At 72.5% G+C, this 16,304-nt stretch carries 9 protein-coding genes; 2 read left to right on the forward strand and 7 right to left on the reverse strand.

The features are described 5' to 3' along the window. Positions 1 to 36 precede the first annotated feature (36 nt). The 3 genes from ABT336_RS06660 to ABT336_RS06670 form a co-directional block, all read right to left on the reverse strand. Positions 37 to 1,413 (reverse strand): cation:proton antiporter, encoded by a 1,377-nt coding sequence (locus tag ABT336_RS06660; protein WP_350895524.1) that lies wholly within the window; start codon positions 1,411 to 1,413, stop codon positions 37 to 39. A 61-nt stretch (positions 1,414 to 1,474) separates the two neighbouring features. Continuing rightward, complete coding sequence (locus ABT336_RS06665; RefSeq protein WP_350895525.1) at positions 1,475 to 2,956, reverse strand: class I adenylate-forming enzyme family protein; 1,482 nt, start codon at positions 2,954 to 2,956, stop codon at positions 1,475 to 1,477. Between the two features lie 14 nt (positions 2,957 to 2,970). Next, positions 2,971 to 4,206, reverse strand: coding sequence for a hydroxymethylglutaryl-CoA synthase family protein (locus tag ABT336_RS06670; RefSeq protein WP_350895526.1), 1,236 nt, complete (start codon positions 4,204 to 4,206; stop codon positions 2,971 to 2,973). Between the two features lie 129 nt (positions 4,207 to 4,335). Between ABT336_RS06670 and ABT336_RS06675 the strand changes: the two genes are divergently transcribed. After that, positions 4,336 to 4,872, forward strand: a complete 537-nt coding sequence (locus ABT336_RS06675) for a DUF1697 domain-containing protein (protein ID WP_350895527.1) — start codon at positions 4,336 to 4,338, stop codon at positions 4,870 to 4,872. A 40-nt stretch (positions 4,873 to 4,912) separates the two neighbouring features. Here the strand turns inward: ABT336_RS06675 and ABT336_RS06680 are convergent, their stop codons facing one another. From ABT336_RS06680 to ABT336_RS06695, 4 genes are all read right to left on the reverse strand, one after another. After that, a complete protein-coding gene (locus tag ABT336_RS06680; protein WP_350895528.1) occupies positions 4,913 to 5,716 on the reverse strand; it encodes a Crp/Fnr family transcriptional regulator in 804 nt (267 codons plus the stop codon). A 786-nt stretch (positions 5,717 to 6,502) separates the two neighbouring features. Beyond that, a complete protein-coding gene (locus ABT336_RS06685) occupies positions 6,503 to 8,620 on the reverse strand; it encodes an acyltransferase domain-containing protein (protein ID WP_350895529.1) in 2,118 nt (705 codons plus the stop codon). Between the two features lie 7 nt (positions 8,621 to 8,627). Continuing rightward, positions 8,628 to 9,386: an enoyl-CoA hydratase-related protein gene (locus ABT336_RS06690; RefSeq protein WP_350895530.1), complete on the reverse strand. Its 759-nt coding sequence runs from the start codon at positions 9,384 to 9,386 to the stop codon at positions 8,628 to 8,630. 36 nt (positions 9,387 to 9,422) lie between these two features. Continuing rightward, positions 9,423 to 10,301, reverse strand: coding sequence for a DUF6039 family protein (locus tag ABT336_RS06695; protein ID WP_350895531.1), 879 nt, complete (start codon positions 10,299 to 10,301; stop codon positions 9,423 to 9,425). Between the two features lie 210 nt (positions 10,302 to 10,511). On the opposite strand from ABT336_RS06695, the gene ABT336_RS06700 reads away from it, so the two are divergent. Then, positions 10,512 to 16,280: a beta-ketoacyl synthase N-terminal-like domain-containing protein gene (locus ABT336_RS06700; protein WP_350895532.1), complete on the forward strand. Its 5,769-nt coding sequence runs from the start codon at positions 10,512 to 10,514 to the stop codon at positions 16,278 to 16,280. The last annotated feature ends 24 nt before the right edge of the window (positions 16,281 to 16,304 follow it).

Consider the following 16,304-nt stretch of genomic DNA (forward strand, 5'->3'; position numbering starts at 1 on the left):
GGGTCCGGCACCGCCGGTGGTGGATCGGCCGCCGAGTCACACCCGGCCGGGGCCACCCTCGACCGGTGGCGGGTCGGTGCCCCGGTCGGGGCTCGGGACGGACCGGGCCTGCCAGACGTCGTGCTCGATCCGCCGCAGTTCCTCGTCCTCGGTCTGCCCGACCTTCGCCATCGCCAACCGCAGCAGCGGTGGGGCCATCAACGAGGTGACGATGGCGACCAGGATCACCGTCGTGTACGTCGCGGTGTTCAGGACGCCGAGCCGGAGCCCGGTCATCGCCACGATGACCTCGATGACCCCCCGGGCGTTCATCCCGGCCCCCAACGCGAGCCCCTCCCAGGTGGACAACCGGGTCAGTCGGGCACCCAGGTACGCCCCGACGAACTTCCCGAGGATCGCCACCGTCAGGACCCCCACCGCTGTCACAGCGACCTGGGGGTCGACGAGCGCCGTCAGATCCATCCGGAGTCCCGCCATGGCCAGGAAGAGTGGGGCCAGGACCGCCATGACGACGGTCCGCAGTGGCCCCAGCAGGGCGTGCGACGACCGGCAGGGGGCCAGCAGGAGGCCGGCGACGAAGGCACCGAAGACCGGTTCCATGCCGAGGGCGTGGGTGCCGACCGCGCCGGACAGGACGATGACCACGGCGGCGGTCACCGTCGGCCCCGACTGGCCGGAGCGGGCCACCCGGTCCATCACCCGGCGGACCACGAACCGGCCGACGGTGGCGGCGAAGAGGACGAAGCCGACCAGGTAGAGCACGGAGAGCGACACCTGACCGAGGCTGACCCCGGTGGTCGCCGCCGCCGCCACGACGGAGAGCAGGAGCCACCCCACGGCGTCGTCGACCATGCCGGCCGCGAGGGTCAACTGCCCGATGTTGCGGTGCAGCAACCGCATGTCGGAGAGGGTCTTGGCGATCACCGGGATCGCCGTCACGCACATCGCCACCCCGAGGAACAGGGCGAAGACCGGCCGTCCGGCACCCTCCTGCCCGGTGACCGCCGTGGGAAGGGCCAGCCCCAGGAGGATTCCGAGGGTCAGGGGGATCACCAGACCGGTCACGCTGACGGTGACCGCCGCCCCGGTACGCCGGCGCAGCAGCCCGAGGTCCAGGTGCGCCCCGGTGATCCCCACCAGCAGGAGGAGTCCGATCTGACCGACCGCGTCCAACAGGTGGAACTGGTGCGGATCGGTAGGCAGGAGCCACCCGGCGACCCCGGGCGCCACGCTCCCCAGCAGGGACGGGCCGAGCAGGACACCTGTGAACAGTTCCCCGACGATCGCGGGTGCCCCGAACCGCTCCGCGACGGCTCCCAGCAGGCGGGCCACCAGGAGCAGGACGACCACCGCGACGAGGAACACCAGAAGCGAATGCGGGGACAGGGGCGGAACCGGTGCGGCCAGGTTCACGGGCGGACCTCCTTCGGGAGCGGGGGTGCCGGGAGCCGTGCCCGCCGGCACCGGCGGCGAGTCAGCCGAGCATGCGACGGAGTTCGTACTTCAGGACCTTGCCGGTCCCGCCCCGGGGCAGGGCGTCGAGCCGGTGGATCCGGGTGGGGACCTGGTGGGGCTCCAGCCGGTCGGCGAGGAGTCGGGTCACCTCGGCCAGGTCGAGGTCGGCGTCGGCGGCGACGACAGCCGTCACCGCCTCTCCCCGCTCGGGGTCGGGCAGGCCGATCACCGTCGCCTCCCGGACGCCCGGGTGGTCGTAGAGGACCGCCTCGACCTCCAGGGACGACACGAGCCGCCCCCCGGTGGTGATCACGTCGGTACGCCGGTCGAACAGGAACAGCTCCCCCTCGGCAGACACCCGCCCGAGGTCACGGGTCCGGGTCCAGCCACCGGCGTGGACCTCGGCGTTGAGCCGGTCGTCGAGGTAGAGCCGCTTCGGGGCCGTACTGCGCAGCCAGATCTCACCGAGTTCCCCGGCCGGTACGGGGTCGCCCCGGTCGTCCACCACCTGCATCTCGGTGCCCCGACCCGGCCGCCCGACACACATCGGCCGGTCCGGGTCGACGGTCCCCAGCATGATCGCCGGCACCGCCTCGGACTGGGCGTACGCGTTGGCGATGGTGGCGTTCGGCATGGCGGCCACCAGGTCCCGGGCGATCCGGGGCGGCATCAGGGCCGAGGCGTTGCCGATGGTGCGGACCGTGCTGAGATCGTGACGCTCCCGGGGACGGATCCCGGTGAGCCGGATCGCCGTCCACGGGGTCAGGATCAGCGTCCCGCACCGGTGTTCGGCGATCAGCAGGGCGATCTCCTCCGGATCGTCGGGGGAGCAGACGATCAGGGGCGACGGGGTGGTGGTGGCCAGGACGGCGACGGTTGTCGCGCTCGACGTCGTACCCAGGGGCATCGGGGCGAGCAGCGGGGCCGGATCGGTGAGCTGCCCCAGCGCGGCCGACCCCCGCCCGTAGGTCTGGTTGCCGTGGGGGTTGGTGAAGGGCTTGGCCGGGCCGGTGGTGCCGGAGGTGTAGAGGATGTCGGCGACGTCCTCGCCCCGGATGTCCACCTCGACCGGGTCGGAGTCCCCGCCGTCGAGGTCGGTCACCGTCACCGACCACCGGTCGGGGGTGGCAGGCCACGGGGTCACCGACGAGGAGTGGATCACTCCGACCGCCCCGCACTGGTCGAACCTGCGCTGCAACTCGACAGTGGGCAGCCGGTCGTTCGTGTGCACCGCAGTGGCCCCGGCCTTGAGGATCCCCAGGTAGGCGACTGCGTAGTCGATCCAGTCGTCACCGGAGAAGATCAGGGCCACCCGGGCACCCCGGCCGGTTCCGCCGAGCCGTCCGAGGAGGGCCCGGGCCACCGCGTTCGACCTGCGGTCCCACTCGCCGTACGTGATGCCCGTCCTGCCCCGGACGTTTATCGCCTCCTGGTCCGGCATCTGCTCGACGCGGTGTCGCAGCAGGTCGGGAACCACCAGCGCGGCGGTCGGCACACTCATGGAGACTCCTTGCCTCAGCTCCACCGGTAGACCCGGTGGTAGTCCTCGATGCGGTCCAGCAGCAACAGGCCGCGGCCGGTGACGTGAGTGTCCATGATGGACGCGTACGGGGTGGTGTCGAGCCGGGCGTCGCGGACCCCGAAGGCCCGGTCGGCGGCGAGCCGGTTCAGGTCGTCGTACTCGGCGACCGTCAACTCCCGGCGGTCGGACAGCGCCCGGCCCAGCCCACCCCCGTTGGTGGTGGCACCCGCCGGGACCACGCCGCTGAAGAACTCCGACCCGCAGCCGGAGCCGTAGGAGAACAACCCGATCCGGCGGGCCGTGCCGAAGTCGACGTGGTCGACGAGCGAGCACAGGGCCAGGTAGAGCGACCCGGAGTAGAGGTTGCCCACCTGCGAGGTGTAGGTCAGTGACGGTGCCACCCGGGCGACGAAGTCGGCCTCGATCTGCGGTGCGGAGAACCCCTTGGTCTTGCGGAGCAGGGTCCGGTGCGCGCCCCGGACCATCCCGGCGAACGGGATGTGGAAGACGAGGTGGTCGAAGGTGTCGACGATGTCGGCCCCGGCGACCCGGTCCCGGTAGGCGGCGAAGCACTCCTCCAGGCAGGTCAGGTACGCCAGGAGGGAGAGGTCGGAGTTGACCACGTCGACGTCCGGGCGGGGCCGGAGGGTGTCCATGACCTCCTCCGTGTGGCACCCGCTCGCCCCGACGTCGAGGCGCAGGACGTCAGGGGAGCGCCCGACCAGCATCGCGACGGCCCCGGCCCCCTCGGAGGGCTCGTGGTAGCTGCCCGGTGCCGCCACCCCGGCGATGTCGGTCGCCACCACCAGGGCGCGGGCGTCGGGCACCGGGCTGGCAGCGACCAGCGCGGCGGCGGTCTGCAGGGCCGCGGTTGCGCCGTAGCAGGCGTGTTTGACCTCGAAGGACCGGCACCGGGGGCCGAGACCGAGCATGGCGTGGACGTACGTGCTGAGGGGCTTGCCGAAGTCGAGCCCGGACTCGGTGGCGACCACGACCAGTTCGATGCCGGCGCGCTGCTGGGGGGTGAGCGCGTCGACGAGCGGCTTCGCCGCGTTGACCGCGTGGGTCACCTGGTCCTCGCACGGCAGGCTGACCGACCGGCGGTCCATCATCAGGTTGGTGATCCGACCGGGGTCGAGCCCTCGGGCCGCGAACAGGTCCCCGACGTCCAGGCAGGCCCGACCGGGATAGACGTGGATGCTCTCGATTCCGACAGGCGCGGTGACCATCGTCGTCGTCTCCCTCGCCCTCGGGTGCCTGTGACGGTTCTACGGCGGGCCCGAATGCCTGTCTGCTCACTGTTGAGCGCTGGTCACCGGGCGTGTGGCGGCGGGAACACCCGGTTAGGATCCCGATCCATGACGCGTTACGTGGCACTTCTGCGCGCCGTCAACATCGGCGGTGGCAGTTCGATGGTGATGGCCGACCTCCGTGAGGTCTTCGCCGGTTGCGGGTTCGACGGGGTGCAGACCTACATCCAGAGCGGCAACGTGGTGTTCGGCTGCTCCTCCGCCGAGGAGGAGGTCGTCGCCGACATCCGCCGGGGCATCGCCGACCGGTGGGGCAGGGACGTCCCGGTCCTGGTGCGCAGCCTTCCCGAACTGGAGGCGGTGATCGCCGCCAATCCGTACCTCGACCAGCAGGACGACCTGACCAAGCTCCTCGTCACGTTCCTCGACCGGGCGCCCACCCCGGAGACCCAGGACTCCCTGACCTCCCCGGCGGGGGAGACCGGGACCCTGACCCTGGTCGGGCGGGAGGTCTTCGTCCACGTCCCGGACGGGTACGGGCGCAGCAAACTCGGCAACGCCTTCGTCGAGAAGCGGACCGGGGCGCTCGGCACCACCCGGAACTGGCGGTCGGTGCTCAAGCTCCGGGACATGGCTGCGGCCTGACCGGCGCCGCCGCGTCCCCCGGTACGGCGGTCGGCGGTCCTCACCACACCCGGGCGGGCTGGGCCAGGTGGTCGCCGCCACGGCGGTCGACCCGCTGGTCGTGCCCGGCGGCCCGGGACGGGGGTCGGACGGTGCGGCTGTTGTCGGTGGGCCAGAGCCGCAACTGCCAGGGACCCTGTTCCAGGTACGCGACCAGGGCCGGCTCGTTGATCACGAGGTATCCGCCGGGCTGCTGGTCGACGAGGCTGGCCCGGCGGAAGTGCTTGAGGAACAGGCCGACCCGGCTCCGGGTGGTCCCCACCATGCTGGCCAGGTCCTCCTGGGTGATCCGGGCCTCGATCTGCCGGCCACCGGCCAGTTCCCGACCCAGCTTGCGGCCGAGCCGCAGGAGGGTGGCGGCGAGCCGGTGTTCACTGTCCATCGTGACCAGCTGCATGATGGTCTGCTGCTGGTCACGCAGCCGGGCCATCAGGAACCGGTTGAAGTGCCAGCTCAGCTCCTCGTCGTGACAGATCGTCTCCAGGAGCTTCGCCGAGTTGATCCGCCTGACCACGCTGTCGCGCATCGCGGTGGCCGTCTCCTCCCGGGGCATCCCCAGCAGGCTGAGCTCCCCGAAGGTGTCCCCCCGGGTGTGGATCGACAGCAGGCACTGCTTGCCGTCGGTGGACGACGCGGTGGTCTTGATCTGCCCCACCTCGACCAGATAGATCCGCAGGTCATGGTCGCCGGAATTGTAGACCGACCCGCCCTTGGGGATGTGGGTCCGTACGGCGAAGCTCGGTTCGCTCTGCACGAGTTTGAGCAGATTTGAACAGAATAGATCGAAGCCGTTGGAAGTGTTCAAGAAGTCCCCCCGAGTCTTACAGCATACCTATTCGGACAGGTGGCGATCTGTCGTTTTCGCTTTTCTCTGTCGGCGGTGGATCGGCAGGTCCATTCCGCCTGGGGCACTCGTAGTCTGGGTGCCCCGGTGCCGGCTCTCTGTTCTGTTGTGAGCAGACACCGAAGATTGCCCGGGTGCCGCCCGCCCGTGACTCGGCGGCGGGATCGCAGGTGGGAGCGCCAGGGGTGCCCCGCGCTCCGGGGCGCGGCGACCCTGGTCGATTTGACACTGAGAACAGCTGCTCAGAACGGTTTCGGAAGATCCAATAAGGATGATCGAACCGGAGGGGGCAGCAATGTGGTGACCGGGGAGGGTGGGGAGCGCTCCGGGTCGTCCGGCCGTGAGGACGAGGTCATCACGCCTCGTCGAGACTGATTACGGCCGGGTCGTGCATAGGTTGCGTCAACGCGATCCACCCTACCGATCTGGTTTGCTATTCCGTTGCGCTGACCGTTTCTGACGGTGCTGCAAGGTGTTGCACGGTACTGGGCGCAGGTCGCCGACGTGGCCCCTGCCGTATGCCCTGGGTGGAACCGGTAAAGGGTTGCACTTTACCTCGCACGGACATGATCGTTCCGGTCCGTGTTGATGTCATGTTAACAATGGCGGGGGTGGCTGTCTACGCGCCCGTTTGGCTCGAATTCTGTCGGCTGTCGTACTGATTCCGCAGAAAAAAACGAGGGTAAATGGGGTCATCACGGCGAAGGCCGCCACTGTGTACCTCGGGCCGGATCAGGGGCAGGCCGGTCAGTTCGTACCGGGTGCGCCCGCCATCAGCTCCTCGACGACGAGGTCGACGTGGCGTCGTCGCCAGTCGGCCAGCGGGCCGTCCACGGTCAGCCGGTTGAACGTCCCCATGTCGGTGCCACAGGGGATCCGAAAGTCCAGTATTCGACGTCGGTCGCCCCGAACCGCCGCCGCCGTGGCCGCCCGGCAGTACGCCCCGAACACCAACGCCATCCGGTGCCGGTCGTCGACGGTCGGGGCGGCCACCTCGGCCCACACCTCGTCCAGGCTCCGCCCGAACTGGACCCGTTCCACCCCGGCCCGATCTGCGGCCGGGATGTCCTCCAGCCGGTCGTGGCGCAGGTAGAGACGGTACAACTGCTCGGCCCGGGCGGCGTAGAGGGTGCCCCGTCCGGCCACCCGGCTGCGAACCCCCAGCGCGAACAGCTCCGGGTCGGGGGCGTCCCGGACCTCGGTCACGTCCAACCCGGCGAGCAGGTCCTTCGCCTCGTCGGAGGTGGCTGCCTCCGGAGTGCACTGGGCGAGCGTGGTGACCACGACGAAGTCCGCCCCGAGGGCGAACGCCGCCGCCACCGCTGCCGGGGACCCCACCCCCGCCACCCCGACCCGGACCGTCGGCGCCACCCGGTCCCGGTGCCGGGCCAGGGCGGGAACCAGGTCCAACGCGTCACGCCGGACGGCGACGTCGGTCGCCACCGGCGTCGTCGTCGCCCTCCGGGCCGCTGCGGCGTCCAGGTCGCCGGCGGCCACCAGGGCACCCACCAGGTGGGGGTCGGCCGGTCGAAGGAACCCCACCGCCGTGGCCATGTCGTCGGTCAGGACCAGGACCCGCCGGTCCCCGTCGGTGAACCGGTACCGGACCACCTGGGGCGGCACCGTCCTCCGCGCCCCGTCGACCTGGACCGCCCGGACGTCGTGGGACAGGTACAACTGCGCCACCGCCCGGTCGTCCACCCCGGACGTCGGCCAGGCCGCGCCGTACCGGGGCAGGTCCCGGAGCTGCCCCAGAGCCGCCGCGACCTCTGCCGACCCCAGACCGTCGGTGCCGAGGAACCCGAACAGGCCCGCCCCGCCGAGACGACGCAGCAGGGCGGGGGAGGTGACCCCGTGGCCCAGGGCACCCACCAGACACGGGTACCTGATGTCGTACTCCGCCTGCAACACCGTCGAACCGGTGGTCGCACCCCGGCGGGGCGGAACGGGCACCGGCCTGGTCGGCGCGGGTGGGACCGGTGCCGCCCGGGGCGGGGGGACCGACGCCGGTGGTGGGGTGGGGCGGGGAAGCCGGTCGGCGGCCCGGACCCACATCCTGGTCAGCACCTCCCCGGGGCCGACCTCGGTCACCTCGGTCACCCCCGACCGGGACAGGTGGCACAGCGTGTCCCACCACCGGACCGGGCGTACGACGTGGTCGCGGAGCAGGTCGGCAAGGGCGTCGAGGTCGTGCGGCCGGGCTGTCACGTTGCTGATCACCGGGATCCGGGGGGCGGTGAACCGGACCTCCCGCAGCAGCCGCCCGAACTCCTCGGCGGCCGACGCCATGAACCGGGTGTGCGCCGGGACGCTGACCGCCAGGGGTACGCACCGTCCGGTGCCGTGCCGGCGGACCGCCTCGACGACCGCCCGGACACTCTCGGCGGTGCCGCCCACCACGAACTGGTCCGGCAGGTTGTGGTTGGCCAGTTCCAGGTCGGGCAGCCCGGCCAGGGTCCGCTCGACCCACTCCAGGGGGAGTCCCAGCAGGGCGGCCATCCCGCCGCCGGAGACCCGGTCCATCACCTCGCCCCGACGGACCACCAACCGCAGGGCGGTCTCGAAGTCGAGGCTCCCCGCGACGTGCAGGGCCGCGAACTCACCCAGGCTGTGACCCGCCACCACGTCCGGTGGGGGGCCGTCGGCCGACGCCGCCCGGGCGGCCAGCGCACTGACCACGAAGACTGCGGGTTGGACGTACCGGGTCTGCCCCAGGTACTCGCCGTGGACGTCCCGGCAGAGGTCCCGGACCGGCACCCCGATGATCTGCCCGGCGGTCTCCGCCAGGTCGGGGAACCTGTCGAACAGCTCCGATCCCATGTCCCGGTGTTGCGAGCCCTGACCGGGGAACAACCACGCCCGCATGGCCGGATCACCGCTCCCAGGGGTAGCGCCCGTGGTCGACGAAGTCGGCGATGCGACGACGGACCACTGGCGAGGACATCAACCTGCCGAACTCCGCCACCGCCACCGACCCGGCCCGCTCGTCGATCGGGGCCAGCCGGTGGAAGTACCGCTTCGCGTCGCCGATGATCTCGCCGTCCAACCGGACCAGGCGGAACACCAGTTGCCGCAGCACCGTCTCCGGGGTCTCGGACAGCTCGTCGACGAGGTGGATCCGGTGGGCCTCCCGGGCGTCGACCACCTGGGTGCTCAACGTCGCCGTGTACGCCTTCTGGAAACCGACCCGGCGGACCAGGAACGGCAGGACACAACAGGGCAGGAGCCCCCACAACGCCTCGGGAAGGGCGAAGGTGCTGCGCGGTGTGGCGTGGACGACGTCACTGGCGGCGGCGAGACCCACCCCACCCCCGGCGACCCGGCCGTCCACCTGGGACACCACCACCCGGTCGGTGGTGGTGAACCGGGTCAGCAGGTCGAAGAAGGCCTGCCCACCGTCGGCCGACCCGCTGTCGGCGGCGGCCGTGGCGAAGTCCATCCCGTCGCTGAACACCCCGTCGCGGCCCCGGAGCACCACCGCCCGACAGGTCGGGTCCCCCTCGGCGGCGTCCAGGGCCGCGTTCAGGTCGGCGATCACCTCGTGGTCGATCCCGTTGCGCCGGTGGGGCCGGTCCAGCGTCACCTGGACCAGCCCCGGCTGGTGTCGGACGTCGACGGTCCGGTACGTCATCGACGCCGGCCCGTGCGGCGGCGGGGTCGGCTCGGATCAGTCATCCGCACCGGGCACCTGCGGAAGGAGCAGGGTGTCGCGGATGCTGCCGGGGATGAACAGCCGGTCCCAGCCCCCACCGCCCTTGGACTCGTGCAACCGCTGCCTGCCGAACACCTCCCGGAGCATGTCGGGGCTGCGCTCCAGGGCCGCCAGCTCGTGGTAGTCCTCCGGCGACCGCAGGTGGACGAGCTGGAACAGGTGGTCCTGCTGACCCCAGGTCTGCTCGTAGAGGGTGGCGGTGACCCGCCCGGCGAGCCGCTCGTTGACGACGTGCTGCCAGTGGGCGAGGAACATCCGTCCCTCCTCGCGGTACTCGTACTTCACGTCCGAGGTCCGCATCAGGACGGCCCCGGCGGTGGCGGTGTTGAGCTGGTCCTCCGGTGCCTGGTTCAGCTGCGATGCCGCCGGGGGCACGAAGGTGGCACCCTCGGCATGGTCGTCGTCGTGGTCCATCCCGTGCTGCGGGATCAGGACGTCCTCGTGCAGACTGCGGTGGACGAACATCCGGTCCCAGTTGCCGCCCCCCTTGGTCGGGAGCCGGTCCTCGTCGGAGATCCGCCGGAACTCCAGGTCGTGGTCGACCATGTTGAGCAGGATCCCGTAGTCGTTCGGCGACTTCAGATGGATGAACCAGTGCATCCGGTCGCGTCGGCCGAACGTCTCCTCGAAGGCGAACGACGTCGCCACGCCCTCCTGCGACTCGTTGATGTACCGCAGCAGGTCGACGCTGAACCGGCGGCCCTCCGCCGAGAACTCGTACGCCAACTGGCCCACCCGGTGCAGGATGAAGCCGGAGTTCATGGAGTGCAGCACCCGCTCCAACGGCAGGGCGGACTGGTGCAGCGCCGTGAAGGGCGCTCGGGTGGTGGTCATCGGGGTCGCTCCCTCTCGTTCGGGACGTCCCTGTTCTACCCGTACCGCCTCGGGGCTTTCTGCTCACCGTTGAGCCCTGTCGACGGGTGCACCAATCGTTGGATATCGACGCCTGCTCAGTGTTGAGCAGGCGGTTGCCCGGCCCACTCCTAGCGTGGGGCCCGGGCCGCGGACGGTCGGCCCACACCCCTTCCCACCCGGGCAGGTGCCGTGACGCAGCAGTCGAAGAACCCCCATGCGGTAGTCCTCTCCGCCGCCGGCCCCACCCCGCTCCGGCACTGCGCCGAGCGGCTGCGCCGACACGTCGAGGACTCCGTACCACGACCCGACCTCGCGGAGGTCGCGTACACCACGCAGGTGGGGCGTACCCCGCTGGCGTACCGGCTGGCGGTGTTCTGCCGGGACCACCGGGACCTGGCCGACGGGCTCGCCGCGTTCCTGCGCGGCGACCCGACCGACGCCGTCCGGCACGGGATCGCCGGTCGGGACCCGGGTGGCCCCACCCCCGACACCGAGCTGGACGCGGCCACCGCCTGGGTGTCCGGACGGGACGTCGACTGGCGGCGGTACTGGCCGACCCCACCCCGTCGGGTCCCGCTGCCCACCTATCCGTTCGGGGTCACGGCCCCCGCCACGCCGGCCGTCGGGTCGGCCCCCGAACCGGGGGTCGTCGGGGAGCTGGAGCGCTACCTCGTCCGGGTGTACACGGAGGTCTCCGGCAACCCGGCGGGCGTCGTCGCCCCCCACCGTCCCCTGACCGACATCGGACTGTCGTCGTACCTGGTCACCGAGGTGAACACCCGGTTGGAACAGGACCTCGGCGTACGGACCCGGACCCTGTTCTTCGAACACGGAACCCTCGCCGAGGTGGCCGCCGCCCTCGCCGCCGCCGGTCACCACGCCCCCACCCGGACACCCGGCCAGCACGCCCCCCACGACGGTCCCGCCCCGACACCCGCCGCCGCTGCGCCCCCGCCCCCCGGCCCTGCACCTGCCGCCGCAGCATCCCCGCCCGCTGCCGCCCCGGCCCCGGCTGCCGCCGGGGGGTCGGCGGTCGGCCGGGCGGTGTCGGCCGGGCACCGTCAGCAGACCACGGAGATCGCGGTGATCGGGGTCGCCGGGCGTTACCCGAGGTCACCGGGGCTCGCCGAGTTCTGGGACAACCTGGTCCACGGCCGCGACTGTGTCACCCCCCTGCCGCAGGACCGGGCCCGCCCCGGGTGGCCGGTGGAGCTGATGGAGGGCGGTTACCTCGACCAGGTCGACAGGTTCGACCCGATGCTGTTCGGGATCACCCCCCGGGACGCGGCCCTGATGGACCCGCAGGAACGGCTCTTCCTGGAGGTGACCTGGGAGGCCCTGGAGAGCGCGGGATACCCACGGACCCGGCTGCGACGGCGTCACCACGGCTCCGTCGCCGTCTACGCCGGGGCGATGTGGAACGAGTACCCCTACTTCGGGGTGGAGCAGACCGGGCAGGGCTTCCCCCAGGACACCGGTGCCACCCTCGGCGGGATCGCCAACCGGGTCTCGTACCACTTCGACCTGCACGGGCCGAGTCTCACAGTGGACACCATGTGCTCCTCCGCCCTCGTCGCCCTCGACCTGGCGGTCCGGTGCCTGCGCCAGGGCGACGCCGAGGTGGCGATCACCGGGGCGGTCAGTCTCAGCCTGCACCCGAACAAGTTCCGCCAGCAGCAGCGGATGACCCTGACCGCCACCGACCGGCGCAGTCGCAGCTTCGGCGCGGGTGGGGACGGTTTCGTTCCCGCCGAAGGAGTGGGGGTACTCGTCCTCAAACCCCTGGACCGGGCGCTCGCCGACGGGGACCCGGTGCACGGGGTCGTCCGGGGTACGGCGGTGGTCCACGCCGGCCGGACCAACGGATACCTGGTGCCCAACCCCGCCGCCCAGGCGGAGGTGGTACGCCGGGCGTTGCGGGCCGCCGACACCGCCCCCACCGAGATCGGGTACGTGGAGGCGCACGGCGCCGGGACGGCCCTCGGCGACCCGGTGGAGATCGACGGCCTGACCCGGGCGTACGGGGACCTTCCCGTCGCCGGCATCCCCATCGGATCGGTGAAGTCGACGATCGGGCACACCGAGGCCGCCGCCGGGCTGGCCGGGCTGACAAAGGTCCTGCTGCAACTGCGGCACGGCGTCCTCGCCCCGTCCCTGCACGCCGACGACCTCAACCCTGACGTGCCCTGGGACGCGGTGCCGTTCCGGGTGCAACGGGACCGGGCCGAGTGGCGGGGCCCCCGGGTGGCGGGGATCAGCTCCTTCGGGGCCGGTGGGACCATCGCCCACGCAGTGGTCGCCGCCCCGCCCACCCGGGACCCCGCCCCGCCCCCGCCTCCCGGCCCCCACCTGGTGGTCCTCTCCGCCGCAGACGAGGACCGCCTCGCGGCACTCGTCGACCGGGTGGCCGGGCACCTGCGCTCCGGGCGCACCCCGTCCACCGAGGACCTGTGGGCGGCGGTACGCCGGATCGCCGCCGGTGCGGGCGGTGCCGGGGCAGCAGAGGAAGCCGCCGCCCTGCTCGCCGGGGGCGGACCCGCCCTCGCCGACGTCGCGTACACCCTCCAGGTCGGGCGGGAGCCACTGCGACAGCGGCTGGCCGTCGTGGTCGAGGACGTCGGGTCGCTCGTGGACCGGCTGGACCGGTACCGCAGTGACCCGACGGTGATGATGGGGCGCGCCCCGGCCGCCCCCGACCCGACCCGACCGGTCCTGCCGGTGACCGGTACGGAGTCGTGGGCCGAGATCGGTAGGCACTGGGTCGACGGTGGTCCTGTCGACTGGGAACGCCTGCATCCGTCCCGCCGGTCGGTGGTCGACCTGCCGTCGTACCCCTTCGCGGGACTCCGGTGCTGGGCCCCCGAGCCCGCCCCGGCCCCGGCCCCGGCCCCGGTCGAGCCGCCCCCGCCGTCGGCCATCTCGGCCCCGGTCGAGCCGCCCCCGCCTGCCCCGGCCCCGCAGGTCGCTGCGGAACCCGCCGGTGGGGAGGTTCCGCTGTATCGCAGAGGGTGGCGGGCCGAGGAGGTGACGGCCGGGTCGATGCCGGACCTGACGAGCGTTGTCTGCCTCGGTGGTGCCCCCGGGACCGTCGCGGCCCTGGGCGTGACGGGGGTCCGGGACGAGGTCGACCTCACCGGGGTCCTGGCCGACCGGCCGGACGTGTCAGGTCTGCTCCTACTGCCCGGCGAACCGGACTGGGAGACCCGGGTGGCTGTGGTGCGGCGGCTGCTGTCGGCCCGCCCCCGGACCCCGCTGCGGATCGTCCAGGTCGCCGACGCCGACGTCCGTACCGCCGGGTTCGTCCGGGCACTCGGGGCCGAGTACGCCCGGGTCACCGCGACGGTCCTGGACACCGACCGGGCCGACGACCCGGTCGACGAGATCCGCGCCGAGTGGACCCGCCCCGACCCGTACGGGCTGGTCCGGTACCGGGACGGCCGACGGCACCGGCCGCACCTGGAGCCGGTGTCCGCGCCGTACGTCCCGCTGCGGTGCGACCCCGACGGGGTGTACCTGGTGACCGGCGGGACCCGGGGGACCGGTGCCCTGGTCGCCCGACACCTTGTCGACCACGGGGCACGCGCTGTCGCCCTGGTCGGGGTCCGGCCCACCACCGACACCGCCCGGGCCCTGACCGACAGGGGTGTCCGGGTCCTCCAGCACAGCGGCGGTTTCCCGGGGATCGGCCGGTTCCTGGACCGGGTCCGGGCCGAGCTGGGGCCGCTGCGGGGGGTGGTCCACTGCGCCGGTACGGGCGGTCAGGGCAGTCCCGCCTTCGTCCACAAGGCGACAGCCGACATCCGCGCGGTCCTCGCCCCGAAACTCGACGGGTACGAGGACCTGGCCCGACTCTGCGCCGACGACCGGCTCGACTTCTTCTGTGTCTTCTCCTCCGTCTGCGCCACCGTCCCGGCCCTGGCCGCCGGGGTGTCCGACTACGCGACGGCGAACGCGGCAGTGGACGAGCTGGTCCGGGCCGAGATCGCCGCCGGTCGGACCGGGATGCGGGCGGTGGACTGGCCCCAGTGGGCGCAGACCGGGTCGACCAGCGGCCTTCCCAACCCCTGCGCCCCGGCCGGGATCGCCCCCCTGGACGACGCGGCCGGACTGCGGGTCCTGGACCGGGTCCTGGCCCTGCCGGTGGGGGAGGTCGTCCTGCCCGTTCCGCCGCTGGGACCCGGCCCCGACCCGGACGCCCTCCTGCGGGTACGCCCCGACCGGCCCGCCGGGCCGACCTGGCTGGCCGGTCTCGTCGCGGAGGTGATCGGCGTACCGGAGCGGGACCTCGATCCGACCGTCGAGTTCGGTGACCTCGGTGTCGACTCGGTCCTGCTGGGGGAACTGCTGGTCGCCGTCGAGGGGCGGCTGGGACGTCCCCTCGACCCGGCGACCCTGCTGCTCCATCCCACCCTGGAACAACTGACCGACCACCTCGCCATCACCACACCGCCCACCACCATCCCTCAGCCGCCCACCCCGGCGGTCGAGGACGTGTCGCCGAGCCCGGCTCCGGGCGGTCGCGCGGACCCGGTGCCGGGCGACCGGTCGGGTGAGACTGTCGACAGGCGGATCGCGATCGTCGGGATGGCCGTCCGGGTCCCCGGCGCGTCCGACCCGGCCACCTTCTGGGCGAACCTCCTACGGGGCGACTGCGCCGTCACGGAGGTGCCACCCGGTCGGTGGGACCACCGGGTGTGGTACTCGCCGGAGCCGTCCCTGGGCCGGTCGATCAGCAAGTGGGGTGGGTTCGTCCCCGGCGTCGAGGACTTCGACCCGGGGTACTTCGACATGACCGACGACGAGGCGCGGTGCCTCGACCCGGCCATCCGGATGTTCCTGGAGGGCACCGCCGAGTGCTTCGCCGAGGCCGGGTACGACCAGGCCGAACTGCGCGGCCGGCGGGTCGCCGTGGTCGCCGGGGCCCGGCTGTCCGACTACGGCCGACGGGTCCCGGTCCGCTCCGACGTCCTGCGGTCGGACCAGAACTTCATCGTCGCCCGGGTGGCCCACCACTTCGACCTGCGCGGCCCGAACCTCGTCGTCGACAGCGCCTGCTCGTCGTCGCTGGTGGCGGTGCAGACCGCCTGCCGGAGCCTGCTCGCCGGTGAGTCCGAGTTGGCGGTGGCGGGTGCCGTGGAGGTCCTCCTCGACGAGCACACGTACCTCGACCTCAGTGCCGCCCGCGCCCTGTCACCGACCGGCCGGTGCCGGACGTTCGACGCCGACGCCGACGGGTTCGTCCCCGGTGAGGGGTGCGTCGTCGTCCTGCTCAAGCCGCTCGCCGCCGCCCTGGCCGACGGGGACCGGGTGCACGCGGTGATCGAGGCGGTGGCGGTCAACAACGACGGACACACGATGGGGGTCACCACCCCCAACCCGGCCGCCCAGGCCGACGTGGTCCGGCAGGCCCTGGCGATGGCGGGGCGGACCCCCGCCGAGGTCGGGATGGTGGAGGCGCACGGCACCGGGACGATGATCGGCGACCCGATCGAGTTGCGGGCCCTGACCGAGGTCTTCGCCGGGCAGCCGGTCGGTGGCATCGAGGTGGGCAGCGTCAAGTCCAACCTCGGACATCTGCTCAGCGCCGCCGGGATGGCGGGGTTGGTGAAGGCGGCCCTGGCGGTGGAGCACGGGCAGATCCCGCCGACGCTGTTCTGTCGGGTCCCGAACCCCCGGTTCGACGTCGGCCGCTCGCCCCTGCACGTCACCACCGCCACGGCACCGTGGCCGCCCGGTCGGGACCGGGTCGCCGGGGTCAGCTCCTTCGGACTCGGTGGCACAAACGCCCACCTGGTGCTCAGCGCCGCCCCACCGACGACACCGCGCCGGACGCCCCTGCCCCCACCGGTGTTCCGTCGCCGTCGGCTCTGGCTCGACGGCCGGGCCGAGCCCGATTCGCAGCGTCCGGAGCCGCTGGTCGCCTCCCTGCTGCACATGCAGGTCGCCACCCGTGACTGACAGTCGTCCCCGCAGGGAGGTTCC

Source organism: Micromonospora sp. NPDC000207, assembly GCF_040300925.1.
GTDB lineage: Bacteria > Actinomycetota > Actinomycetes > Mycobacteriales > Micromonosporaceae > Micromonospora.

What these genes read in the sequence shown, in the direction of transcription:
- ABT336_RS06665 (WP_350895525.1), bottom strand. Translation starts at nt 2,956, where the DNA reads ATGAGTGTGCCGACCGCCGCGCTGGTGGTTCCCGACCTGCTGCGACAC.
- ABT336_RS06670 (WP_350895526.1), bottom strand. Translation starts at nt 4,206, where the DNA reads ATGGTCACCGCGCCTGTCGGAATCGAGAGCATCCACGTCTATCCCGGT.
- ABT336_RS06675 (WP_350895527.1), top strand. Translation starts at nt 4,336, where the DNA reads ATGACGCGTTACGTGGCACTTCTGCGCGCCGTCAACATCGGCGGTGGC.
- ABT336_RS06685 (WP_350895529.1), bottom strand. Translation starts at nt 8,620, where the DNA reads ATGCGGGCGTGGTTGTTCCCCGGTCAGGGCTCGCAACACCGGGACATG.
- ABT336_RS06690 (WP_350895530.1), bottom strand. Translation starts at nt 9,386, where the DNA reads ATGACGTACCGGACCGTCGACGTCCGACACCAGCCGGGGCTGGTCCAG.
- ABT336_RS06695 (WP_350895531.1), bottom strand. Translation starts at nt 10,301, where the DNA reads ATGACCACCACCCGAGCGCCCTTCACGGCGCTGCACCAGTCCGCCCTG.